Raw genomic sequence first — 24420 nt, 5'->3', positions numbered from 1 at the left:
CACGCGGGCGCGTTCGGCGAGCCCGGGCGGCGGGGTGGGCGACCGTTCGGTGACGAAGGCGTCCTTCACCGGGGTCGCCGGACCGGGAACGCGGAGCGGCGCGCCCGCGTCGATGACGCCGCGGATCGCCTCCGGCACGACGGGGTGGTCGGGTCCGAGGGCGAGGGTTCCCGCACCGGAGAGGCAGCCCGGACGGCGCCGCCCGTCCGCGCCCTCGATGGTCGTCCCGCGCGCCCGCACCGGGACGACCGGCGGGGCGCCGGTCCCCCGCCCCTCGTACGTGGATTCCGCCACCGTCCTCCGTCCTCCCCTGTTGTTCCCGCCGCACCGCGGCACGGGGCGTCCGCGTGCGGGCGGCGGACCCTCCACCGCTACCAACCGCGGACCACCCGCCGGGTTACGGGTTGTTCCGGGATCCTCGGCCCCTGGGCCGGCGGCTCGGGGTCCGGCGGCCTCGCATCGGCGCGTCGCCGGACGGTCGACCAGGTCAGACCGCTTGTAGCCGAACCGTTGCCGTTCCGTCGGACGTCCCCCGCAGCGAGCGCATAGTGTGTGGTGCCGTTCCCGAAGGCCGTGGGAGTGCCCCCGAACTCCGTTCGGTTCAGGGGCGGGAGCACGGTCGAAGCACCAAGTACGTTCATTCCAGGGGGAGTCAGATCATGCGATCCATACGGCCGTCGTCCACCGCTCGCCGAGGGGGGCGGGCGCGCCGGACCTCCCCCGTTCTGGCCGCGGTCGCACTCGCCTCGACGCTCGCCCTCACCGCCTGCGGGTCGGGGGACGCCGACGCGAACGCCGGGGCCTCCGCGACCGCCGCAGCCGACGACGGCAAGCTCAAGATCCCGGACGACATCAAGGACCGGCTCAAGGAGCACGGGATCGACCTCGACAAGTGGAGGGACGGCGCCTGGAAGGACTGGAGCAAGGACGACTGGCTGCGTGAGGCGCAGGACTTCGTCAACCCGATCATCGAAGACCTGTGGGACCCGGACCGCATGCGGGACGCCGAGGAACCGGAGCAGGAGGTCGACGAGAGCGACATCTCCGGTGACCAGGGCGTGACGGACCCGACTCCGGAACCGGTGCGGGCACAGGCCGTCGCACCGTCGTACCACGCCAACGCCCCCACGGCGGGCAAGGTGTTCTTCGACTCGCCCGAGGGCACGATGGTCTGCTCGGCCACGGTGGTGCAGGACCCGGCCAACCCGGGCAAGTCCAACATGGTGTGGACGGCGGGCCACTGTGTGCACGCGGGCAAGAAGGGCGGCTGGTACCGCAACATCGCCTTCGTGCCGTCGTACAACGACGCGGGCAGGTCGGCGAAGGAGCTGGAGACCGCCACGAAGGAGGAGATCGCTCCGTACGGCGTCTGGTGGGGGGACTGGGCGCAGACCTCGGACCAGTGGATCGAGCAGGGCGGTTCCACCGGCGGTGACGGCGCCTCGTACGACTTCGCGGTCATCCATGTGACGCCGGAGAAGGGCAGTGGCGGCAAGTCGCTGGAGGAGACGGTCGGTTCGGCGCTGCCGGTGGACTTCGGGGCTCCCGCGGTGCCGGAGGTGGAGGAGGTCACGGCGATCGGTTACCCGGCCGCCCCGCCGTACGACGGCCACGCGCTGTACCGCTGCCAGGACGCGCCCGGGCGGCTGTCGCTCGGCGAGTCGGACCCGACGATGTACCGCATCGGGTGCAGCATGACCGCCGGTTCGTCCGGTGGCGGCTGGGTCGCGACGGGCTCGGACGGGAAGCCGGCGCTGGTGTCCAACACCTCCATCGGCCCGGTGACGTCGGGCTGGCTCGCCGGTCCGCGACTGGGTGACGAGGCCAAGGGCGTGTACGACGCGGTCAGCGAGAAGTTCGCCGGTCGGTGACCGGCGTGCCCGGTCCCGCGTGCCGCCGCGCGCGGGACCGGGCGGGGTGGCGGTAGCCGGTGACGGGGCCGTACGGAGCACGCACACGCGGCAGGACCTTCGTTCGCTTCCACGGGGGTCATCACGCCATGCGTTCCCCCCGTGTGTCCGCGCCGCTCGGGCGTGTCCCCAGCGCCTCCATCGGCCCGATGGACGACACCTGGCCGGCGGGCCCGCGGCTCGGCGAGGACGCCGAGGCGCTGTACCGGAACATGAGCGAGACCCACGGCGGTCGGTGATCCGCATATGACGAAGGCCCGCCCCCTGCCGTGAGCAGGGGGCGGGCCTTCGCCCCGCCGTGAGCGGCTCAGCCGGCCGGGGTCGGAACGTACGGCGTGAGTTCCGCCGCCAGCTCCTCGTGCACCCGGACCTTGAGCAGGGTGCCCTCCGCGGTGTGCTCCTCGGAGATCACCTCGCCCTCGTCATGGGCGCGGGCGACCAGCTTTCCGTGGGTGTAGGGCACGAGCGCCTCGATCTCCACGGACGGGCGGGGCAGCTCGCTGTCGATCAGCGCGAGCAGCTCCGGGATGCCCCGGCCGGTGCGGGCCGAGACCGCGATGGAGCGCTTCTCCACCCGCAGCAGCCGCTGGAGCGTCAGCGGGTCGGCCGCGTCGGCCTTGTTGATCACCACGATCTCGGGTACGCCGGTGGCGCCGACGTCCCTGATCACCTCGCGTACGGCGGCCAGCTGCTCCTCCGGGACCGGGTGCGAGCCGTCCACCACGTGCAGGATCAGGTCGGCGTCGCCGACCTCCTCCATCGTGGAGCGGAACGCCTCGACCAGGTGGTGCGGCAGGTGCCGGACGAAGCCGACCGTGTCGGCCAGCGTGTACAGCCGTCCGCTCGGGGTCTCGGCCCGGCGCACGGTCGGGTCGAGGGTCGCGAACAGGGCGTTCTCGACCAGGACGCCCGCGCCCGTGAGGCGGTTGAGCAGCGAGGACTTGCCGGCGTTGGTGTAGCCCGCGATGGCCACGGACGGCACCTTGTGGCGCTTGCGCTCCTGGCGCTTGATCTCGCGGCCGGTCTTCATCTCCGCGATCTCCCGGCGCATCTTCGCCATCTTCTCGCGGATCCGGCGCCGGTCCGTCTCGATCTTGGTCTCACCGGGGCCACGGGTGGCGAGGCCGCCGCCCTTGCCGCCGCCCATCTGACGGGACAGCGACTGACCCCAGCCGCGCAGTCGCGGCAGCATGTACTGCATCTGCGCGAGCGCGACCTGCGCCTTGCCCTCTCGGGACTTGGCGTGCTGGGCGAAGATGTCGAGGATCAGGGCCGTACGGTCGATGACCTTGACCTTGACGACGTCCTCGAGGTGGATCAGCTGACCGGGGCTGAGCTCACCGTCGCAGATGACGGTGTCCGCACCCGTGTCGAGCACGATGTCGCGCAGCTCCTCGGCCTTGCCGGAACCGATGTAGGTGGCGGCGTCGGGCTTGTCGCGGCGCTGGATCACGCCGTCGAGGACGAGGGCGCCGGCCGTCTCCGCGAGGGCGGCGAGCTCGGCCAGGGAGTTCTCCGCGTCCTGCGCGGTTCCCGAGGTCCACACCCCGACGAGCACGACCCGCTCCAGGCGGAGCTGCCGGTACTCGACCTCGGTGACGTCCTCGAGCTCGGTGGAGAGGCCGGCGACACGGCGCAGGGCCGCGCGCTCGGAGCGGTCGAACTGGTCGCCGTCCCGCTCTCCGTCGATGTCGAGGCTCCAGGCGACGTCCTCTTCCATCAGGGCATCGGCCCGAAGACCCTCGGGATAGGTGTGCGCGAAGCTCTTGGTGTCCTGGGAAGGGGAAGAAGAGGAGGTCATTGGGTCCTTACGTCGTCGGTGAACCTTCTGCGGTGACGGGGCCGGTCCGTGGGACCTCCCGTCACTGTCCACAACGTCCGGGGCGCCCGGGAGATTCCCGTGTCCCGTGCTGTGCGGACCTGACGATGGTCGCACGGTACGGACCCTTCGTCACCGTGTTATTCCCGGCCCCCGCCCGGTCGGCGCACGGGCGGGACCGGCCGCCGGGCGGGCGTCGCGGACCGGGCCGCGGAGGTCCATTCCGGGTGGCCCGGCATCGGTGGGGTCGTGGCCCCGTACAGCCAGGCGTGCAGGAAGCCGGTCAGGTCGCGTCCGGCGACGTGGGACGCCAGCCGGACGAAGTCGGCGGTCGAGGCGGTCCCGTTCCGGTGGCGGGTGACCCAGTCGCGCTCCAGGCGCTCGAAGGCGGCGCGGCCGATCTCCTCGCGCAGGGCGTACAGCACGAGCGCGGCGCCGGAGTAGACGTTCGGCCGGAAGATGCCGATCTTCCGGCCGGGCTCCGGGGGCTTCGGCGCGGCGGGTGGTCCGCCGGCCGCGCGCCAGCCGTCGGACGCCTCGTAGGCGGCCTTCATCCGGGCCTCGAGGGTTCTGCCGCCCCGCTCCTGCGCGTACAGCGCCTCGTACCAGGTGGCGTGGCCCTCGTTGAGCCACAGGTCGGACCAGGTGCGGGGGCTGACGCTGTCGCCGAACCACTGGTGGGCCAGCTCGTGCACCATGATCGACTCGACGTACCAGGTGGGGAGGGCGGGATCGGTGAACAGGTCGCGTTCGAAGAGGGAGAGGGTCTGGGTCTCCAGCGCGAAGCCGGTGGACGCGTCGGCGAGGAGCAGACCGTAGGTCTCGAACGGGTAGCGGCCGACCCTCTCCTCCATCCAGGAGATCTGGGCGGGGGTCTTCGCCGGCCACGGTTCGAGCTCCGCGCGGTGCGCGGTGGGCACGACGTCCCGCAGGGGCAGCCCGTGCGGGCCGGTGCGGTGCAGGACGGTGGAACGTCCGATGGAGACCTGCGCGAGTTCGGTGGCCATGGGGTGGCGGGTCCGGTACGTCCAGGTGGCGGCCCCGCGCGTGCGGTCGACGTCGGCGGGCAGACCGTTCGCGACGGCCGTGTGTCCGTCCGGGGCCGTGATCCGGAAGGTGAACACCGCCTTGTCCGAGGGGTGGTCGTTGCACGGGAACACCAGGTGGGCCGCGTCGGCCTGGTTGGCCAGGACGAGGCCGTCCGCGGTGCGCACCCAGCCGCCCTCGCGGTCCCCGGCGGCCACGGGGTCGCTGGTGTGCCGGACGGTGATCCTGGTCCGCTCGCCCTTGTCCAGGCCGTCCGCGGGGGTGATCACCAGGTCCTCCCCGGCGGCGGCGAAACCGGCCGGACCGCCGTCGACCTCGACGGAGCGGACCTCTCCGTGGGCGAAGTCGAGGTTGATCCGGTCCAGGTCGGCGGTGAGACGGGCGTCGATCGTGGTGACGGCTTCGAGCGGCCGGTCGTTGCGGCCCGGATAGTCGAGGGCGATGTCGTACGCCAGCACGTCGTATCCGGGGTTGCCCAGGTGCGGGAAGAGCCGGTCGCCGATGCCGAGCGGGACGGCGGGGGCGTGCGCGGCGACCAGGCAGACGGAGACGGCGGGGGCGAGCAGCGCGGCGACCGCCCGGCGCCGACGTGCGTGACCGCTCCGGGCGCGGGCGCCCCGACCCCGGCCGGTCTGCCGGTGGGACGCTCGGGCCTGGGGGCGGCGGCTGGGCGGCGGCTGACCGTTCGGGTCCTGGCCGGGCGCGGACCGGCCCCGGGAGACGTGGCTGTCGGGCGCCTCGGGCCGGGGACCGTGGTCCAGGGGCGGTCGGCCGGGCGGGCCGGGAGTGTGGGGGGTGAGCATTCCCCACGGCTATCAGCGGGCGCGGGCGCGACGGTGACGGCGCGCTTCCGACCCACCCGATCGGGTAATCACACCGCCGCTCGGACGCTCCGCGCTTCGGTCAGGCGCCCGGGGTCTGCGGCTGGGCCCGGCTCACGTCGTACACGCCGGCCACGTTGCGCATCGCGCGCATGAGGGCGGGCAGGTGGGCGGCGTCCGGCAGCTGCACGGTGTAGGTGTGCCGCACCTGCTGCCGGTCCGGGGGTTCGACGGTCGCGGAGACGATCTCGGCGCCTTCGAGGGCCATGGCCTCGGTGAGGTCCGCGAGCAGATGCGGACGGACGAAGGACTCCGCGACCAGCGTGACCCGGCACTCGGCGCCCTCCCCCCAGCGCACGCCGACCTCCGCGCGCCCCGCGTTCTTCATGCGCGCCACCGCGGCGCACCCGGCCCGGTGCACGGTGACCGCTCCCCCGCGCACGGCGAAGCCGGTCACCTCGTCGGGCGGTACGGGCGTACAGCAGCCGGCGAGCCGTACGGGCGCGCCGGCCCGGTCGGCCAGGACCTGGGCGGCGCCGGGACGACCGAGGACCGGGGCGTCCGGAGCCGGTGACGGGGCGGGGTCGTCGGCGAGCGGCCGGGCGGCCTCCTCCGGATCGGTCCCGGGCGCCCCGGCCGGTGCGGGGTGGGCGGTCAGCCATCGCTGGATGGCGATCCGTGCGGCGGGGGTGCGGGCGTGCTCCAGCCACTCCCGGGAGGGCTCGGAGGCCGCGTCCTGGTCCATCAGGAGCTGGACGGCGTCGCCGTCCTCGAGGACGGTGCTCAGTGTCGCCAGCCGGCCGTTGACCCTGGCCCCGATGCACGCGTGGGCGTCCTCGCCGTACTGCGCGTAGGCGGCGTCCACGCAGGTCGCCCCCTCGGGCAGGCCCAGGGTGCCGCCGTCGGGGCGGAAGACGGTGATCTCGCGGTCCTGGGCGAGGTCCTCGCGCAGGGTGGACCAGAAGGTGTCGGGGTCGGGCGCGGCCCGCTGCCATTCCAGCAGCCGGGAGAGCCAGCCGGGCCGGGTGGGGTCGACGCGTTCGCCGTCGCTCGCGGACTGCTCCTCCGGCGGTGCGGCGTAGGGGTTGCCGAGGGCGACGACTCCGGCCTCGGCGACCTTGTGCATCTGGTGGGTGCGGATGAGGACCTCGACGACCTGGCCGTCCGCGGCGGCCACGGCGGTGTGCAGCGACTGGTACAGGTTGAACTTCGGTACGGCGATGAAGTCCTTGAACTCCGAGACCACGGGCGTCATGCAGGTGTGCAGCTCGCCCAGGACGCCGTAGCAGTCGGCGTCCTCGTTCACCAGCACCAGCAGCCGGCCGAAGTCGGCGCCGCGCAGCGCGCCGCGCCTGCGGGACACGCGGTGCACGGAGACGAAGTGGCGTGGGCGGATGAGGACCTCGGCGGCGATGTCGGCCTCGCGGAGCACCTTGCGCACGTCGTCGGCGACGTCGGCGAGCGGGTCGTCCGCGCGGGCGGCGTTGCGGACGACCAACTCGCGCGTGTGCGCGTACTCCCCGGGGCGGAGGATCGCGAAGACCAGGTCCTCCAGCTCCGTCTTGAGCGCCTGGACGCCGAGCCGTTCGGCGAGGGGGATGAGGACGTCACGTGTCACCTTGGCGATGCGTTCCTGTTTCTCGGGGCGCATCACGCCGAGGGTGCGCATGTTGTGCAGCCGGTCGGCGAGTTTGATCGACATCACGCGGACGTCGTTGCCGGTGGCGACGAGCATCTTGCGGAAGGTCTCGGGCTCGGCGGCGGCGCCGTAGTCGACCTTCTCCAGCTTGGTGACGCCGTCGACGAGGTAGCGGACCTCCTCGCCGAACTGCTCACCCACCTGATCCAGCGTCACGTCCGTGTCCTCGACGGTGTCGTGGAGCAGGGAGGCGGTCAACGTCGTCGTCTCCGCACCGAGTTCGGCGAGGATCAGGGTCACCGCGAGCGGATGCGTGATGTACGGCTCACCGCTCTTGCGCATCTGGCCGCGGTGGGAGGACTCGGCCAGGAGGTAGGCGCGGCGCAGGGGTTCGAGGTCGGCGTCGGGATGGTGGGCCCGGTGGGCGTCGACCACGTGCCCGATGGCGTCGGGAAGCCGGTCGCGGGTGGCGGGGCCCAGCAGCGCGGCACGGCCCAGCCGGCGCAGGTCGAGCCGGGGGCGGGCCTTCCTGCGCGACCCCGTGGATGTGGCGTGACCAGATGTCACAGGGCCTGGGGTCGCAGGATTCACGGCCTCCGCGTTCATGGGCACCTCCGGCTGCGTGGACCGGCGGACGGCGCGCCCCAGGGCGGACTCGGGCTCGGGGGCGGCGTTCGTCCCCCGTCCGGGCCGGTGCTTGATGCTACCGAGCCGGACCCCCTCGGGCTGACCGCCTCCGGCCGAGCGTGAAACGGATCACCCCTTCGAGCGAAGGTCGACCGGGGACCTCTTTCACGCCATCGGACCGGGGATCTTCCATGGTCTCGAAGGCGAACACCCTTCCGACCCTGCGGACGCACACGCCAGGCGGGCCGGAAGCTGCGATACCGAGCCGGCGCCCCGGTCAGCGCAGGGCGTTCTCCAGCCACTCGGGCTCGATCACGCCCTCGGCGACGATCACCGCCGGGCCGGTCATCTCGATCTCGCCGTCGGGCCGTTCGGTGATCACGAGGGTCCCGCCGGGCACGTCCACGGTGTACGTCGCCGGGGTGCCGGTGACACTCGGGTCGGCGCCGTCGCGGCGGGCGGCGGCCACGGCGACCGCGCACGCGCCCGTGCCGCAGGAGCGGGTCTCACCGGACCCGCGCTCGTGCACCCGCAGCGCCACGTGCCGCGGGCCGCGGTCGACGACGAACTCCACGTTCACTCCGTCCGGGTAGGCGGACGGCGGGCTGAACGGGGGCGGGGCGAGGAGGTCGCCCGCGTGGGCGAGGTCGTCCACGAAGGCCACGGCGTGCGGGTTGCCCATGTTCACGTTCCGCGCGGGCCAGCTGCGTCCGCCGACGCTCACGGTGACGTCGCCCTCGGGGAGCAGCGCCCGGCCCATGCCGACGGTGACGTCCCCCTCCTTGGCGAGGTGCACGCTCTTCACGCCTCCGCGCGTGGCGACCGCGACGTCCCCCTCGGACACGTGCCCCGCGCGCTGGAGGTAGCGCGCGAACACCCGCACTCCGTTGCCGCACATCTCCGCGACCGAGCCGTCGCCGTTGCGGTAGTCCATGAACCACTCGGTCTCCGCCGCCATGGCCCGCGCCTCGGGGTGCGCCGCGGACCGCACCACGTGCAGCAGTCCGTCGCCGCCGATGCCCGCGCGGCGGTCGCACAGGGCGGCGACGGCTGCCGGGGACAGGTCGACGGCGTTCTCGGGGTCGGGGACGATCACGAAGTCGTTCTCCGTGCCGTGTCCCTTGAGAAAGGCGATCCGGGTGCTCATCCCTCGATCGTAAGGGGTGCCGGTGACAGCGCGTCGCCGTCGGCGGACCCGCGCACGCGGGAGGACGTCAGCGGAGTCTCGCCACCCGCCACACCGCCAGGGCCACCACCGCGGCGACCATCACGGTGTAGGCGGCCACGACCCGCCAGTCGGGTCTGCGTCCGGAGCCCCGGGGCGGCAGCCCCGGCCAGGTGGAGCCCACCCTGCGGGCGGCCATCATGCCCCAGCCGGCCGCGCAGGAACAGATCAGCAGCCCCAGCATGGCGATCACGGCGCCGCTGTCGCCGAAGTCGAAGGCGAGCGGGAAGGCGAACATCAGGGAGCCGAGCGCGGCCAGCCCGACGATGGGCGCGAGCTGCCAGATGCGCAGCCGGCGCTGCGGGCGCAGCTCGACCTCGACCTCTTCACCGCCCGCGAACATCTCGTCCGGCTCGGGGCCGTCGTCGGTCACGCCGCCCTGCGTCTCGTCCGGTCCGTCCGGACTGAGGCGGTCGGTCGTCTCCTGCTCCGGTGCACCCCGCTCGGTGGTGAGGTGTTCGGTGCCGTGTGCGGTGTCGCGAGGGCCGGCCTCCATCGCCACGCGCCCTCCCAACTAGGACTCCACTTGGTCGATCGAAGCTCGATGATGGCACGGCGTCACAGGCCCGGATGACGGCCTGGGCGTCCCGATGCCAGGACGTGATCAGGCTGTAACCGGTCGTTCGACCAACGACAACGCGAGCCGCGGAAGTTCCGTCAGGTCCGCCGCGGCCCCACTCAACCAGTGCACCCGGGGATCGCGCCTGAACCATGAATCCTGACGGCGCGCGAAGCGCTTGGTGGCACGAACGGTCTCGGACCGTGCCTCCTCGAGGGTGCACTCCCCGGCGAGCGCCGCGAGCACCTGCTGGTAGCCGAGCGCGCGCGACGCCGTACGCCCCTGGCGCAACCCCTGCGCCTCCAGTGCGCGCACTTCCTCCACCAGACCGGCCTCCCACATCCGGTCGACCCGGCGGGCGATCCGCTCGTCCAGCTCGGGGCGGGCCACGTCGACGCCGATCTGGAGGGTGTCGTAGACCGAGTCGTGGCCCGGGAGGTTGGCCGTGAAAGGCCTTCCCGTGATCTCGATGACCTCCAGCGCGCGGACGATGCGGCGGCCGTTGCTCGGCAGGATCGCCCGCGCGGCCTCGGGGTCCGCCACGGCGAGGCGGGCGTGCAGCGCCCCCGGGCCGCGCAGTGTGAGCTCCTCCTCCAGGCGGGCCCTGACCTCGGGGTCGGTGCCCGGGAACTCCAGGTTGTCGACGGCCCCGCGGACGTAGAGGCCGGAACCGCCGACGAGGACGGGCCAGCGCCCCTCGGCGAGCAGCGCGTCGATCCGCTCCCGGGCCAGCCGCTGGTACTCGGCGACGGACGCGGTGACGGTGACGTCCCAGATGTCGAGCAGGTGGTGCGGGACGCCGCCGCGCTCCTCGGGCGTCAGCTTGGCGGTGCCGATGTCCATCCCCCGGTAGAGCTGCATGGAGTCGGCGTTGACGACTTCGCCGCCGAGCCGCTGGGCCAGGAAGACGCCCAGATCGGACTTTCCGGCCGCGGTGGGTCCGACGACGGCGATGACGCGGGGGGCGAGGGGTGCGCTGCTCACTGATCCAGTCTCGCAAACCTCCCGCCCCGCTCTCGAACGGGTTACGTGACGCGGCGGTCACCGGGTCGTTGCCCGTTGCGAGGTTCCTGTCGCCGGAGCGCAGGGGCGGCGGCCCGGGCCGCACGAACGGGCGCACCGGGCAACGCGGGATTTCGCCCGCACGAGTAACGTATGGAGTGGATATGGGCGTTTTTGCACGGCTTTTCCGGCGGTCGAAGGCCACGGAGGAGACGCGGACCGCCGAGGCCCGGGCCGGTGAGGCCCGGGCCGGTGAGGCGGCGGCCGGGGCAGGCCCGGAGAGCGCGGCCGGGACCGCGGAGCCGAAGGGGCCGGCCGAGGCGCCGGAGACCGCCGGGTCGGCGGAGCAGGAGGCCGGCGAGGTCAGCGACACCGTCGAGATCCCGAAGCAGCAGTCCGCCGAGGCGACCGGCAGCGAGACCGGCGAGGGCGCCCGCACGTAGCCTGCCGCGAGGGAAGGTGCATCATGGGTCTCCTGGACAGCCTGAAGGCCACACTCGACCCGGCCAAGGACAAGGTCTCCGGCCTCGCGCACCAGCACGAGGACAGGATCCGGCACGGCCTGGACAGGGCGGCGCGGACCGTCGACGAGCGGACCAAGGGCAAGTACAGCGACCGGATCCAGACGGGGACGGGCAAGGCCAAGGGCGCCGTGGACCGACTCGCGCACAGGAACGATCCCGGCTCGGGCGCGGGCGGCACGACCACGCCGCCGGCCGGGCCGCCGCCCACTTCCTGAGCGGCGCACCGGCGGACGGCCGCGGAGCACGCCGAGTGCTCCCCCGGCCGTCCGCCGGGTTCCGCCGGCGGTCCCCTCCGCGGCGTTGTCGTCGGTCGCCGGGGCTCCGCCCCGGCACCGTCACCTGGAGCCGCCCCGATCCGGACGGCGCCCTCTTACGCCCAGGTGGCCACGAGGTAGCCGACCCCGTAGGGGGCGTCCTGGTGGAGCAGCACGCCTTCCAGGTCCGGGTTCCCCGCCGCCGCGCCGGCGAGCACCTGCCAGGGGGCCCGGCCGGACACCTGCAGCTCGCGCGCCAGTCCGGTGTCCAGCGCCCGCAGGGCCCCGGTGTCGGCCGCGCCCAACGCGCGCGCGAGTTCCGCGTCGAAGGGGGCCGCGCGCTCGTCGAGGTAGCCCGGCGCCTTGAGCGTGCGGCACGCGCTGGCGTCGCCCATCACCAGCAGCGCGACCCGTTCCGCCCGGCCTGCGACGGCCTCCCCCTCGCCGGCGCACCGCTCGGCCGTGAGGGCCTCCCCCACGGCCAGCCCCTCCACGGGGGCGTCCGCCCATCCGGTGCGGCCCAGCAGCCAGGCGCCCACGGCCAGCCCGTACGGGAGTTCCCGTCCGGCCGGCACGCCCTTGTCCGGCCCCAGTCGTACGTCCAGGCCGACGCCGAAGTCCCGGAAGGATCCGGGGGTGCCCTCCGGGTAGGTCTCGGGGCCGGCGCCGTCCCCCGGGCCGACGACCACGAGCAGATCGGGCCGGGCGGCGGCGAGGACGCCCAGCGCGTCCGCGCACGCGGCCCGCACGGTGTCCAGCTCGGGGGCGGCCCCTGCGGCGACCTCCGGCACGAGCAGCGGCGGGCACGGGCAGACTGCGGCGGCGACAAGCATGATCAGCAGCCTACTGCGGCGGCCCGGAACGGCATCGCCGCCTCACGGGCCGTCCGTGCTCCGGAGGCGACGCGCTCCGCGAGGCCGTGCCGCGGGTGGTGGGCGCCCGGTCCGCCCTTGATCTCCACACGGTACGTGCCGTCGTCCGCGCGGCGCGCCTCCTCGTGCGTGCCGTCGGCACGCACGGCCGGCCGGAGCGTGTGGTGCGGCTCCTCCGCCACGACCCGCTGAGCCATACGCCCCCCTGCCCCGGTCCGCTCAGTCGACGGCGCAGCCCCCGGTGACCGCCGGCAGCGGCTCGGGCACGCCCACCCCCGGCAGGCCGAGCAGCACGCCCGCGGGCCGCGCCGCCTTCTCGGTGTTCCGCTTCTCCCAGGCGTCGCCCGCGCGGGTGCGGCGCACGTCGAGCACCGCGCCCTCGGCGAGGAGGTGGTGCGGAGCGGCGTACGTGATGGCGACGGTGACCACGTCGCCGGGGCGCACCTCCTGCTCCGGCTTGGTGAAGTGCACCAGGCGGTTGTCGGGGGCGCGGCCGGAGAGGCGGTGGGTGGCGCCGTCCTTGCGGCCCTCGCCCTCGGCGACCATCAGCTCCAGGGTGCGGCCGACCTGCTTCTTGTTCTCCTCCCAGGAGATCTCCTCCTGGAGGGCGACGAGCCGCTCGTAGCGCTCCTGGACGACCTTCTTGGGGATCTGGCCGTCCATCTCGGCGGCCGGGGTGCCGGGGCGCTTGGAGTACTGGAAGGTGAACGCCTGGGCGAAGCGGGCCTCGCGCACCACGTGCAGGGTCTGCTCGAAGTCCTCCTCGGTCTCGCCGGGGAAGCCCACGATGATGTCGGTGGTGATCGCCGCGTGCGGGATGGCGGCGCGGACCTTCTCGATGATGCCGAGGAAGCGCTCCTGCCGGTAGGAGCGGCGCATCGCCTTCAGCACCGGGTCGGAGCCGGACTGCAGCGGCATGTGCAGCTGCGGCATCACGTTCGGCGTCTCGGCCATGGCGGCGATGACGTCGTCGGTGAAGTCCCGCGGGTGCGGCGAGGTGAAGCGGACCCGCTCCAGGCCGTCGATCTTCCCGCAGGCCCGCAGCAGCTTGCCGAACGCCTCACGGTCGCCGATGTCGGAGCCGTACGCGTTGACGTTCTGGCCGAGCAGGGTGATCTCGGAGACGCCCTCGGCGACCAGGGCCTCGATCTCGGCGAGGATGTCGCCGGGGCGGCGGTCCTTCTCCTTGCCGCGCAGCGCGGGGACGATGCAGAAGGTGCAGGTGTTGTTGCAGCCGACGGAGATGGACACCCAGGCCGCGTAGGCGCTCTCGCGCCGGGTGGGCAGCGTGGAGGGGAACGCCTCCAGCGACTCGGCGATCTCGACCTGCGCCTCCTCCTGCACGCGGGCGCGCTCCAGGAGGACGGGCAGCTTGCCGATGTTGTGCGTGCCGAAGACGACGTCGACCCACGGGGCCCGCTTCACGATGGTGTCGCGGTCCTTCTGCGCGAGGCAGCCGCCGACCGCGATCTGCATGCCGGGGCGGCTCGCCTTCTTCGGGGCGAGGTGGCCGAGGTTGCCGTACAGCTTGTTGTCGGCGTTCTCCCGGACGGCGCAGGTGTTGAAGACGACGACGTCCGCGTCGCCGTCGGAGCCCTCGGGGGCGCGGACGTAGCCCGCGCCCTCCAGCAGCCCGGACAATCGCTCGGAGTCGTGGACGTTCATCTGGCACCCGTAGGTGCGTACTTCGTAGGTGCGCGTGCCGCCCACTGTCTGGCTCCGGTCGATGCTGCTCATGTCCCTAGGGTAGGCGGTGCCGCGGACCGCCTCCGCCGCGTGGGCAACTCCCTGCCAGGCAGCTTCCTGGCCCGGCCGGATGCGGACAGCGGGGGTGGCGTGATGGTTCTCTCTTGGCAGCGGCCGGAAAGCGCGAGGAACGCGGACCGGCCCGGGGGAGCTGAAGACACCACCGGCTCCATGCGCGTCACCGCAATCGGTACTGATCCACGCATGGAATGGAGACCACCCATGTTCCGCACCAACCGCTGCACCGCGGCCGCCACGCTCACCGCCGCCGTCCTCGCCGCCCTCGCCTGGGCCGGGCCCGCCCAGGCGGCCGACGTGACCGGGCGGCAGCCGGAGGCCACGGCGCGGGATTTCACCTGGACCCCGCCGACCGAGCCGCTCGGCCCGATCCGCGGCGGCCTGCCGCGCACCCCGGATGAGCCCGGCGACTTCACCTGGGGTCTCTCACGCCCCGACGACTTCACCTGGACCGAGCCGGTCACGCCGTGACCATGTGCCGGGGACACCGGGCGGTCGCCCGTCAGATCCACTGCCGGCGGGCCGCCTGCACTCCCGCTTCGAAGCGGCTGGACGCGCCGAGCCGTTCCATCAGCTCGGCCATGATCCGCCGCTCCGTGCGCACACCGATGCCGAGCATCCGCGCCACCGCCTCGTCGGTGAGGCCGGTGGCCAGCAGCTGGAGCAGTTTGCGTTCCTGCGGAGTGAGCCCGTGCGGGTCGTCCTCGGAGGATGCCTTCCCGTGGAAGGGGGCCGCGTGCTCCCAGTACGCCTCGAACAGGGCCCGCATGGCGAGCACCACCGGCCGGCTGTTGAACAGCAGCGCCGAAGGGCCCGCCTGGCCGGGCAGCCCGGCCACGATCGCCGCGGTCGTGTCGACGATCAGCAGCCGCATCGGCAGGGTCGGGGACGTGCGGATCTCACTGTTGTGTTCGGCCATCCACTGCGCGTGCGCCCGCGTCACCCGGTCGTTGACGGCGCTGTCCAGGTAGATCGAACGGAAGCGGACCCCGCGGGCGAGCGCCCGCTCGTTCAGCGGCCGGGACGCCTCGATCGCCTCCTCGGACAGCCCGCCCACGGGATGGAAGACCAGGGACTCGTGCCGGCAGGACTCCGCGAGGGCCTCCAGCCGGATGCGGATCTCGTCCACGTTGTCGAGCTGTTCCGTGCCGTCCGAACCCGACCCGCCCGACGCCGTGTACTCGGCGGCGAGCGCGGCCAGCGCGGCCCGGTTCTGTTCGATGCGCTGCTGCCGCCAGGCCAGTTCGTCCTGTTCCCGCTGGAGCAGGACCTTCAGGCCGAGCGACGGGTTCACCGCGCGCAGCGCTCCGGGCGAGTCCCCGGACGGGGCGAGGAGGGACAGCTCGGAAAGCCGGTCGAGCGCCGCCTTCACCTCGCCGGAGGCGATGCCGAGGAAGGCGGCGAGTCTGTCCGGATCGTGTTCCTTGTGGAACAGGATGGCACGGTAGACGGCAAGTGTCTGCTGATCGAGTGGAGATACGTCTTCCACGTGGTGTTTCCCCCTTGAACCACATGCCCGGACCGAACACCACGCCGAGCCGGACGTCCACGGCGTGACAAAGGGGAAGCGCCGTGCACCCGCCGAAGCATCCCCCGTAGATCCTTCACGTTCCCGCCACGCTACCCGCTCAGGAGTTCCGGTGTCGCACACAGTCGCGTTTGTCGTCCCTCCCTTGAACGGCTGTGTCGTGCTGGTCATAGACGCGACCATCGGGGCCGGCCGCAGTGTGGCCACCCGGCTGAGCGCGGCGGGCGCGGCGGTCGCGGTGGTCGGCGCGGGGCATCCGGGGCGCGACGACGACGCGGCCACCAACGCGGCGTTCCTCTGCAAGGAACTGGCCGGCATCGGACTGGTCGCGCTGCCCTACCAGGTGGATGTCGCGCGGCCGGAGACCCTGCGCGCCCTGCCCCGTCAGATCGCCGGCGACCTCGGCCCGGTGGCCGCGTGCGTCGTGGTGGTCCCGTCGGGCTCCGGCAGCGGGGACCTGGCCCGGGACTTCCGCGCCCTCTCGGCCGTCGTCGCGGCGTCCCTGCCGGCCGGAGCCGAGCACATCGAGATCGACACGGAGCACGACGCCGCCGGTCACGAGCGGGCCGCGCAGTCGGTCGCGGACCGGCTGATCGAGCGGTTCGCGTGCTCGCACAAGAGTCCTTGAAAGCCCTTGAAAGTCCTTGACGGTCCGCCGCACACGGCGCGCAGGCCCCGGGGCCTGGTTTCCACGAGTCCTTTCACCGTTCGTCCGCACGGGGGTTCAGCATGTCGATACGGGTAGTCGTCGCAGGTGATCACCAACTCGTCCTGGAGGCCTTCGCCGAGACGCTCAACGGCGTCGACGGCCTGGAGGTGGTCGGGCTGGCCACGTCGTGCGACGCCGTGCTGCCGGCGGTGGGGCGGCACCGGCCCACCGTCCTGCTGCTCGGCGAGTCCACGATGGCCGGCAAGGCGCTGCGCGTCGCCACCGACGTGCGCAGTCACCATCCCAAGTGCGGGGTCGCGCTGATGGTGGGAACGGCCACGCCGTCGGTGGTGGACCGGGCCGTGGCGGCCGGCGCGCTCGGTGTCGTACCGAAGAACGCCCGGCTGCCCCAGCTGGTGACGACGCTGATGGGGGTGGCGGGCGGTTGTCTGACCGTCGACCCGTCGCTGCTGCGGCCGGTGGCGGTCGGGGAGACGATGCTGAGCGTGCGGGAGATGGACGTGCTGCGGCTGACGGCCGGCGGGGCGACCGTGAAGGAGATCGCGGGGGAGCTGTACCTGGCGGCGGGCACCGTCCGCAATCTGACGTCGGCGGCCATCAAGAAGCTCGGAGGGCGCAACCGGTTCGACGCGGCGCGCATCGCCGGGGAGCACGGGCTGCTGTGAGGGGACGCACGCCTGCCCCGGCACGGTGGGTGCCGGGGCGGGGCGGGATGGTGCGCCTGTTCGTCACGCTCGTGCGGGCACGGGCGCGACGGGTGTGCGGGGTGGTGACGGGCTCACTTCTCCAGGCAGAACTCGTCGATCGGGTACCCGACGTGGCGGTCCGCCGTCGGCAGGTGCCCGAGGATCGTGTCGCCCGGCTTGAGTTCGGTGGAGTTGAGGACCGCCGCGTCCGGGCCGAGGACCCGTACGTGCCAGTCGTCCTGGAGGATCAGGTTGACCGTCTGTCCGCTCGGGGCCACCGCGTCGATGGAGATGAGCGGGCGGGTCTCTATCTTGACCCGGCCGACGCTGACCGGCCGGGTGCGGCCCTTGGTGTCGACGGCCAGCACCTTGCTGCCCGCGTGGAGTTCGCTGAGGTAGTGGGTGCGGCCGCCCTGCGAGACGGTGTACGAGTGCAGGGCGCCGGCGTTGACCCGGAAGGGCCGGGTCGGCATGTACGGCAGCGGGTGGGTCTCGCTGACGCACAGGACCATGCCCTTGGAGTGCGAACCGACCAGGATGCCCTCGTCCTTGCGGAAGTGGGTCGTGGTGTCGACGCAGGCCCGCTCGCCCATGCCGATGTGGGTGGTGTGGGTGACGGTCAGCTCCACCAGGTCGATCTCGCCGCCGCGGGCGCTGGCGGCGGTGCGCAGCGCGGTGGCGTCACCGACGGTGCCGGCCCGCATCAGCACGCCGTCCGAGCCGAGTTCGAGGACGCCGTAGACGATCTCGGCCTCCTCGGTGGTGGAGGCGGTGGTGATGATGGAGCCGGGCGCGCCGGTGGCCGCCGCGATCACGATCTCGAGCGGGATCTTGGTGGGGTCGCGGAAGTCGAGGACGCTCCACGGCTCCAGACGCGCCGCGAGGCAGGCGTCCTCGAGCGTGTCGGCGTCGACGATCTCCACGTACCGCCCGAACTCGACGTCCGGGTGGGCCTCCTGGAGGGCCGCGCGCTCCTCCCGGGGACCCGGCACGACCACCAGGTCGGCGGCGCCGAGGTCGGCGGGGACCGCGTCGACGCCGTCCTCGAAGAGCAGGACCTTGCGGACGGTGGGCGGCAGGCCGGCGAAGGCGGCAGGGTCGGCGGCGACGATGCCGTCGATGCGCTGGTGCAGGGCCTCTTCGAGGACGGCCCCGGTGGCGTTGCCGGCGCCGCGGATGTCAAGCCAGCACAGTTTTGCGTCCGTCATGGTGCGGACCTCCTGTCGGATGGGAAAGGTCGGAGAGGTGGTGGGTGTTCTCGGGGAAGGCGCCGGACGCCGTCAGGGGCGCCGGGTCGTCCAGGTGGTCGGGGGTCAGCCGTTCGTCGCGGTGGGCGCCGGCCCCGGCGGGGAAGGCGACCGCGCCGAAGTGCTGCTCCGGGAAGTGGTGGATCAGCCGGGCCACCTTGGCGGCGAGCCTGCGGGGATCGGCGGCCCGGAAGATGTTGCGGCCCATCGCCACCCCGCCCGCGCCGCCGGCCAGGGCGTCGCGGACATAGGCGAGGACGTCCTCCTCGGTGGGCATCGCGGGACCGCCCGCGACCAGCACGGGCACCGGGCAGGCGGCGGTCAGGTCGAGCATCTCCGCGGTCGAGCCGAGGAAGACGGTCTTGACCAGGTCCGCGCCCAGGTCGGAGGCGACGGTGACGGCGTGCGCCACCAGTTGCGGGTCGCGCGGGTCGGCGACCCGCGGGCCGCGCGGGTACACCATGGCGAGCAGCGGCAGGTTCCACCGGTCGCAGGCGTCGGCGATCCGTCCGAGGTCGCCGATCTGCTGCCGCTCGTCGTCCGAACCGACGTTGACGTGGACGCTCACCGCGTCCGCGCCGAGCCGGAGCGCCTCCTCGACCTCGGTCACCACGTACTTGGCGTCGGGGTCGTGCGCCTGGCTGGTGGAGGCGTTGAGATGGATGATCAGCGACATCGCGGCGAACCGCTCCGGGCTGATGTGGCGGACGCTGCCCTTGTGCACGACGACCGCGTCCGCGCCGCCGGCGGCGAGCTGTCCGGCGAGCTGGTCGAGGGTGGTGCCCCGGGGCACCACGGGTCCGTCGCTGATCGAGTGGTCGAGAGGGGTGATCATCAGGCCGGCCGTGCTGTGGCGGTAGAGCCGTCGCAGCCGCAGTGACCTGGCGAAGTGGCCGAATCCGGTCATGGAGTGCCCTTTCTGTTGCGCGGATCGGTGCGCCGGCGGGCGTGGTGTCCGGGCGGGCCCTCCACCTCGGCGCCGGTGTCGGGTGGGCCGGTGCCGCGCGTCTCGGCGGCGGGCGGGGGCGCCGCGCGCACTGGTGCCGTCGCGCCGCGCAGCCGCGCCCGGTCGGGTTTGCCGGACGGGGTGAGCGGCAGTTCGGGCCAGACGGAGACGCCGACCGGGGCGTGCTCCGGGGTGAGCGTCGCCGCGACGTAGCCCCGCAGGTCGCAGGAGGTGTGCCCGGCGCCCGAGTGCAGTTCGACGGCGGCGTGCACCTGCTCCACGTAGTCCTCGTCCCGGACGCCGAACACCGCGGCCTGGCGCACCTGGGGGTGCCGGAGCAGCGCCGCCTCGATGGCGGCCGGGTCGAGCTTGAGGCCGCCGTGCTTGATGACGTCGCCCACCCGGCCGTCCAGCCGCAGGTAGCCGTACGGGTCCCAGTGCCCGAGGTCGCCGGTGCGCAGCCAGCCGTCGCGGTACGTGTCGGCGGTCAGCTCCTCGTCGTCCAGGTAACCGGCTGACACCGTCGGCGAGTCGATCCAGATCTCGCCGCTCTGCCCGCGCCCCAGCGGGGTGCCGGTGCCGGGCGCGCGGATCTCCACCCGCACCCAGGGGAAGGGCCGGCCGACCGAGCCGAGCAGTTCGGGCTCCCGGTGGTCCAGCGGGGTGAGGCTGCTGATGCCGCCGGCCTCCGTGGTGCCGTACACCTGGATCAGTACGTCGCCGAAGACCCGCACCGCGTCGCGGACCCGTTCGGGGGCGGCCGGGGTGCCGCTGTAGGTGACGCGCCGCAGCGACGACAGGTCGTACGACGTGATCAGCGGGTGGTCGAGCAGCCGGTACAAGTGGGGTACGGCCACGTAGGCGTCGGTGACCCGGTGTTCGGCGATGGCCGCCAGGGTGGCGTCGGCGTCGAACTCGTCGTGGAGCACCACCGTGCCGCCCCCGCACAGCACGGCGTCGGCCATCGGCGCGGTCGTGTGGCTGATCGGGGTGACGGAGAGCAGTGTGGCCGGGCCCCGTGGATCGAGGCCGTCGGCGAGACGCCCGACGAGGTGTTCACGGGTGCCGTGGCGCTGCGCCACCATCTTCGGCCGGCCGGTGCTGCCGCTGGTGAAGTCGACGACGGCCAGGTCGTCGGGCCGGGGCGGCGGTCCCGGTGGCACGGTGTCGTGCCCGTCCGCCGTGCGCGGGATCGCCCGCACGGTGAGTCCGGGCCGCCGGCGGGCCAGCCACCTGCCGCGGGCCGCGCTCTCCTCGTCCGCCTCGTCCACCAGCAGCAGCGGCACCGCGAGGTCTCGCAGCAGTGCGGTCTGGGTGGCGAGGGAGAAGGTCTCGGTGTCCGTGCGCGGGTTCATCGAGCGGACGTACACCGAGGTCGCGCCGAGCAGGTGCACGGCGTAGCGGGCGCTGAGCATCAGCGGGTGGTTGGGGCCGGTGAGGATCGCCACCGTGGTGCCGGGGCCGACCCGCAGGGAGCGCAGCAGGGCGGCGCTGCCCAGGAGGGACGCGCGCAGCTCCCCCGCCGTCACGGCCGCGTCGGGCCGGCGCACGACGACCCGGGTGGGGTCGCGTTCCAGCGCGGCGAGCAGCCGGCGGGCGTAGGGCCGCGCAAGGGTTCCGGTGGTCATGGTCCTCCTCTCCTTTCGTCGGGGTTGCGTCGGGAATGCGTCGGGATCGCTTCGGAAATGTCTCGGGAATGCCTTGAGGGATCTCCTGGAAGGCTTCGGAAAAGCGTCGGGAAAGTCAGGAGATCCTCATCTGCGCCATCATTCCCATGGCGCTGTGGTCGATCATGTGACAGTGGTACGGATAGACACCGCGGTGCGTGTCGAAGGTGAGCTGGAGTTTCGCCGTCTGTCCGGGAAAGAGCAGCACGGTGTCCTTCCGTCCGGTCTCGGCCGGATACGGCGGCTGCCCGTCACGTTCGAGAATTCTGAACTGCACCAGGTGCGTGTGGAAATTGTGCGGAACGGTGGCGCTCTTGTTGGTGACCGTCCACACCTCGGTGCTGCCCCACTCGACGTGGGTGTCGATGCGGTCCGGGTCGAAGGTCTTCCCGTTGATGTAGGCCTGGTGGCCTCCGGTGCCCGGCTCGTCCATGTTCAGCTCGAAGGCGCGTTCCACGGTGGGCTTCGGCAGGGCCGGCAGCGTGGCGAGGGTGTCCGGGACCCGGCTGCGGTCGGGGGTCCGCTCGCCGACGTCGAACCGCATGACCTGGCCGACGAGTTCGGTGGGGCCGGGGCCCAGCATGTTGGCGAGGGTGAGCCGGGTTCCGGGCGCGTACTTCGAGAAGTCGACGACGAAGTCGATGCGTTCGCCGGGCGACAGGACCAGCACCGGCGTCTCGGCGGGGGCGGCGAGCAGGCCGCCGTCGGTGCCGATCTGCCGCACGGGGTGCTGGGTGGCCGAGCCGTCCGACAGCGCCAGGACGAAGATGCGCAGGTTGCACGAGTTGACCAGCCGGAAGCGGTACTTGCGGGCCTCGACCCGCAGGTACGGCCAGGGCCGGCCGTTGACCAGGATGGTCGTGCGGTTCTGCGCGTCGTCCATCGTGTAGACCATGGCGGCGGCGTCGTCGAAGTCCGCGTCCCGCAGCACCAGGGGGATGTCGTACTTCCCGGACGGCAGTCCGAGCCGGTCCTCCCCGGGGTCGCTCAGCAGGTACAGCCCGGACAGTCCCCGGTAGACGTGCTCGGACTCCATGTGGTGGGCGTGGTCGTGCATCCACAGGGTCGCGCCCGGCTGCCGGTTCTCGTACACGTAGGTGCGCCTGCGTCCCGGCGCGATCGTGTCCATCATGCCGCCGTCGTGCTCCACCGGGTTGTTGCCGCCGTGGAGGTGCACCGACGTCGGCATGTCGAGCGCGTTGACGTGCCGGACCACCGTCCTGCGGCCGGTGCGGGCCCGGATGGTGGGGCCGGTGAAGGAGCCGTTGTACGTCAGGACGTCGGTGCGGGCGCCCGGCAGGATCTCCGTGCTCGCGCGGCGCGTGGTGATGTCGTAGTAGTCGGCGTGTCTGGTTCTGCGGGACGGGGCCAGCACCGGCGGCACGGTCAACGGCACCGCGAACGGCTCGACCGCCGCGGCCGCCGTCGCGGCGACCGCGGCGGCGGCCGGCCCGCCCGCGGTGAGCGTCGTGAACAGTCCGCCCGCCGCGCCGACCGCCCCGACGGCGCCGGTGGTCATACCGAGACGTATCGCATGTCGACGAGTGAGCACGGGAATGTCCTTCTGTCGTTGGGGGCGGTGGTCGTTGAATTCCTGTTCCGAGCATGCGCTCGGGGCGTCGATTGTCCGAGCGAAGGCGGTCCGTCCCTGTCATGTGTCACGCATTCCATGACCTCGGTCACGAACGGGAATGGTGACTGTCATGCGGTGCGGCCGGCCGGGGCGGAGAAGGCGGAGCGGGCGGCAGAGTGGATTTCTTCCCGTTCTTCCAGTGAATCCCCAGACGGAGGCCCTGATGATTTCCGTGTCCACGGAGAAACCGCCCGAGCTCGCGGCCCGCGCGCTGCGTACGGACGTGCGGATCACGTTCGACGACACCGCGGACACGGCGGTGCTGCGCGGCCCCGAGACCTCGCTCGTGCTGCGCCCGGTGCGCGGTGGGCTGCGCACCGTACTGCGCCGGCTGGCGGGGGGTCCGGTGCCGTACGAGGAGCTGTACGAGGGGTTCGACGGCTCCGCGCGGGAACGGGCCGACGCCGTGCTGGCGCGGGCCGGCCACCTGCTGGCGCACAGCGTGCTCACGCACGACGAGCCGCCGCTGCGGCGGGAGTTGGTGCGGCTGGAGCCGACGGCCCGGGACGCCGTGCACCGTACGGCGGCCGTGCCCGCCGACGCGCGGGTCCGCCTGTCGCGGTTCGCCCTCTGCCGTACGCGCGGGGGCGTGCTCGTGCTGGAGTCCCCGCTGGTGAAGTTCCGTGCCGTGCTCGCCGACCGGGCCGCCCGTGAACTCGCCGCCGCGCTGGGGCAGCCGGGCCCGGCGGTCCGGGCCGGCGAGGGCACCGGGCTGAGCGGGGCGGAGACGCTCACGGTCCTGGCCCACCTGGTCGGCGCCGGTTTCGTCGAGATCGCCGCCGCGGACGGCGGCTTCGCGTCCGACACCGAGCCGGTGCTGCGCCAGTGGGACTTCCACGACCTGCTGTTCCACTCGCGCGTCCGGTCCGGCCGCTTCGACGAGAGCTTCGGCGCGGTCTACCCGTACCGGGGCCGGATCGACCCGCTGCCCGCCGTGAAGCCGGCGCCGGGCGGCCCCGTGACGGAGCTGTACCGCCCCCGGCGCGCGGACATCGACGCCCGCGACCCGTCCCTGACCGCCGCCGTCGAGAGCCGCCGGTCCCACCGCGTCTTCGGCGAACGGGCGTTGACGGCGCGCGAGTTGGGCGAGTTCCTGTACCGGGTGCAGCGGGTGCGCGTCCACCGCACGCCCGGACCCGACGAGGACGAGGTGGTCTCGCGGCCCTATCCGGCCGGGGGCTCGCTCCACGAACTGGAGCTGTACGTCACGGTGCTGCGCTGCGAGGGGGTCGCGCCGAGCGTCTACCACTACGACTCGTACGCGCACCGCCTGGTCCTCGTCAGCGAGGCGGAGGACGACCGGCGGGCCCTGCTGGGCGTGGCGTCCCGGTCCGTCGGCTTCGACGTGCGCCCCCACGTACTCCTCACGGTGACCTCGCGGTTCCAGCGCATGGCGTGGAAGTACCGGGCCATGGCGTACGCGACCACGCTGCGGCACACCGGTGTGCTCTACCAGACCATGTACCTGGTGGCGACGGCGATGGGCCTGGCGCCCTGCGGGCTGGGCAACGGCGACGCCGACCTGTCCGCCCGCGTACTGGGCCTGGACTACCTGCGGGAGTCCTCGGTCGGCGACTTCCTGCTGGGCACGCCGGCGCCCGAGTCCGCGATGCCGGCCGAGCCGGGCGAGGAATGGCACATGGTGAACAGCCCCGAATGGGCGCTTCCGGTGGCGCCCGACGGAAAGACGGGCGCCGGGAAAACGTCATCCGGGCCGTGATAAATGTCAGCCGACGTCCGCGGGGGCTGGCGCACGGCCGAGCGTCCGAGCAATATGGATGTCACAGCCCGACGGAAAAGGAAAAACATTCCGGAAGGCGGCCGGGAGTAATCCCGGAGCACACATCCCCAGGAATTCCGTCCAGGGAATTCCTGAACTCACGGAAGGACCACGACATGACCGCCAAGGACATCAAGAACGACGCCGACACCGCGTTCGAGGGCTTCGACGCCGACGAGCTGGAGACCCTCGAGGTCGCC

The 24420-nt window shown here is 72.9% G+C and carries 21 protein-coding genes; 7 read left to right on the top strand and 14 right to left on the bottom strand.

Going from position 1 to position 24420, the window contains the following annotated elements:
* The first annotated feature begins 659 nt into the window (after positions 1-659).
* Positions 660-1871, top strand: coding sequence for a trypsin-like serine peptidase (locus tag ADK41_RS06245; RefSeq protein ID WP_030826119.1), 1212 nt, complete (start codon positions 660-662; stop codon positions 1869-1871).
* A 346-nt stretch (positions 1872-2217) separates the two neighbouring features.
* On the opposite strand, the gene hflX is transcribed toward ADK41_RS06245, so the two are convergent.
* From hflX to miaA, 6 genes are all read right to left on the bottom strand, one after another.
* Positions 2218-3711 (bottom strand): GTPase HflX, encoded by a 1494-nt coding sequence (gene hflX / locus ADK41_RS06240; RefSeq protein WP_030826116.1) that lies wholly within the window; start codon positions 3709-3711, stop codon positions 2218-2220.
* 158 nt (positions 3712-3869) lie between these two features.
* Positions 3870-5579 carry a M1 family metallopeptidase gene (locus ADK41_RS06235; RefSeq protein ID WP_234318749.1) on the bottom strand — a complete coding sequence of 570 codons (1710 nt, stop codon included), beginning with the start codon at positions 5577-5579 and terminating at the stop codon, positions 3870-3872.
* A 100-nt stretch (positions 5580-5679) separates the two neighbouring features.
* Positions 5680-7842, bottom strand: a complete 2163-nt coding sequence (locus ADK41_RS06230; RefSeq protein WP_030826108.1) for a RelA/SpoT family protein — start codon at positions 7840-7842, stop codon at positions 5680-5682.
* Between the two features lie 298 nt (positions 7843-8140).
* Entirely contained in the window at positions 8141-9010 is an 870-nt protein-coding gene (gene dapF, locus ADK41_RS06225) for a diaminopimelate epimerase (protein WP_030826105.1), read from the bottom strand.
* Positions 9011-9077: 67 nt separating this feature from the next.
* Complete coding sequence (locus tag ADK41_RS06220; RefSeq protein WP_030826102.1) at positions 9078-9584, bottom strand: hypothetical protein; 507 nt, start codon at positions 9582-9584, stop codon at positions 9078-9080.
* A 108-nt stretch (positions 9585-9692) separates the two neighbouring features.
* Complete coding sequence (gene miaA / locus ADK41_RS06215; RefSeq protein WP_030826099.1) at positions 9693-10631, bottom strand: tRNA (adenosine(37)-N6)-dimethylallyltransferase MiaA; 939 nt, start codon at positions 10629-10631, stop codon at positions 9693-9695.
* Positions 10632-10813: 182 nt separating this feature from the next.
* On the opposite strand from miaA, the gene ADK41_RS06210 reads away from it, so the two are divergent.
* Positions 10814-11092, top strand: a complete 279-nt coding sequence (locus ADK41_RS06210; protein ID WP_030826096.1) for a hypothetical protein — start codon at positions 10814-10816, stop codon at positions 11090-11092.
* A gap of 23 nt (positions 11093-11115) precedes the next feature.
* The gene (locus ADK41_RS06205) at positions 11116-11388 is read left to right on the top strand and encodes an antitoxin (RefSeq protein ID WP_030826093.1); all 273 of its coding nucleotides are present in this window, start codon (positions 11116-11118) and stop codon (positions 11386-11388) included.
* A 155-nt stretch (positions 11389-11543) separates the two neighbouring features.
* Here ADK41_RS06205 and ADK41_RS06200 read toward each other — a convergent pair whose 3' ends face one another.
* Genes ADK41_RS06200 through miaB form a run of 3 tightly spaced genes read right to left on the bottom strand, consistent with a single transcriptional unit; the run spans position 11544 to position 14036 of the window.
* Positions 11544-12260, bottom strand: a complete 717-nt coding sequence (locus tag ADK41_RS06200; RefSeq protein ID WP_030826090.1) for a class III extradiol dioxygenase subunit B-like domain-containing protein — start codon at positions 12258-12260, stop codon at positions 11544-11546.
* A 2-nt stretch (positions 12261-12262) separates the two neighbouring features.
* Entirely contained in the window at positions 12263-12496 is a 234-nt protein-coding gene (locus ADK41_RS06195; RefSeq protein WP_030826086.1) for a hypothetical protein, read from the bottom strand.
* Positions 12497-12518: 22 nt separating this feature from the next.
* Positions 12519-14036 (bottom strand): tRNA (N6-isopentenyl adenosine(37)-C2)-methylthiotransferase MiaB, encoded by a 1518-nt coding sequence (gene miaB / locus ADK41_RS06190; RefSeq protein ID WP_030826083.1) that lies wholly within the window; start codon positions 14034-14036, stop codon positions 12519-12521.
* A gap of 231 nt (positions 14037-14267) precedes the next feature.
* Between miaB and ADK41_RS06185 the strand changes: the two genes are divergently transcribed.
* Positions 14268-14534: a hypothetical protein gene (locus tag ADK41_RS06185; protein WP_030826080.1), complete on the top strand. Its 267-nt coding sequence runs from the start codon at positions 14268-14270 to the stop codon at positions 14532-14534.
* Positions 14535-14565: 31 nt separating this feature from the next.
* Here the strand turns inward: ADK41_RS06185 and ADK41_RS06180 are convergent, their stop codons facing one another.
* Positions 14566-15552, bottom strand: a complete 987-nt coding sequence (locus tag ADK41_RS06180) for a LuxR C-terminal-related transcriptional regulator (protein WP_030826077.1) — start codon at positions 15550-15552, stop codon at positions 14566-14568.
* A gap of 151 nt (positions 15553-15703) precedes the next feature.
* On the opposite strand from ADK41_RS06180, the gene ADK41_RS06175 reads away from it, so the two are divergent.
* Together ADK41_RS06175 and ADK41_RS06170 are read left to right on the top strand one after the other, a co-directional pair.
* Positions 15704-16219, top strand: coding sequence for a hypothetical protein (locus tag ADK41_RS06175; RefSeq protein WP_234318747.1), 516 nt, complete (start codon positions 15704-15706; stop codon positions 16217-16219).
* Positions 16220-16320: 101 nt separating this feature from the next.
* Positions 16321-16926: a response regulator transcription factor gene (locus ADK41_RS06170; protein ID WP_030826071.1), complete on the top strand. Its 606-nt coding sequence runs from the start codon at positions 16321-16323 to the stop codon at positions 16924-16926.
* A 113-nt stretch (positions 16927-17039) separates the two neighbouring features.
* Here ADK41_RS06170 and ADK41_RS06165 read toward each other — a convergent pair whose 3' ends face one another.
* From ADK41_RS06165 to ADK41_RS06150, 4 genes are all read right to left on the bottom strand, one after another.
* On the bottom strand, positions 17040-18155 hold the full coding sequence (locus ADK41_RS06165) for a 3-dehydroquinate synthase II (RefSeq protein ID WP_030826068.1): 1116 nt from the start codon (positions 18153-18155) through the stop codon (positions 17040-17042).
* The gene (locus tag ADK41_RS06160; RefSeq protein ID WP_030826065.1) at positions 18127-19101 is read right to left on the bottom strand and encodes a 2-amino-3,7-dideoxy-D-threo-hept-6-ulosonate synthase; all 975 of its coding nucleotides are present in this window, start codon (positions 19099-19101) and stop codon (positions 18127-18129) included. The genes ADK41_RS06165 and ADK41_RS06160 overlap by 29 nt, the downstream gene beginning before the upstream one ends.
* Positions 19098-20768 (bottom strand): class I adenylate-forming enzyme family protein, encoded by a 1671-nt coding sequence (locus ADK41_RS06155; protein ID WP_063756525.1) that lies wholly within the window; start codon positions 20766-20768, stop codon positions 19098-19100. Before ADK41_RS06155 ends, ADK41_RS06160 begins: the two co-directional genes overlap by 4 nt.
* Positions 20769-20883: 115 nt before the next feature.
* Positions 20884-22359, bottom strand: coding sequence for a multicopper oxidase family protein (locus ADK41_RS06150; protein WP_030826059.1), 1476 nt, complete (start codon positions 22357-22359; stop codon positions 20884-20886).
* A gap of 244 nt (positions 22360-22603) precedes the next feature.
* Here ADK41_RS06150 and ADK41_RS06145 point away from each other — a divergent pair, with 244 nt between their 5' ends.
* Positions 22604-24160 carry a SagB/ThcOx family dehydrogenase gene (locus ADK41_RS06145; protein WP_051843154.1) on the top strand — a complete coding sequence of 519 codons (1557 nt, stop codon included), beginning with the start codon at positions 22604-22606 and terminating at the stop codon, positions 24158-24160.
* Positions 24161-24420: the final 260 nt, after the last annotated feature.

It is taken from the genome of Streptomyces caelestis (assembly GCF_001279005.1).
Lineage (GTDB): Bacteria > Actinomycetota > Actinomycetes > Streptomycetales > Streptomycetaceae > Streptomyces > Streptomyces heliomycini.
Note: the sequence above shows the minus strand (reverse complement) of the source record. Positions and strands in the feature narration are given on the sequence as shown.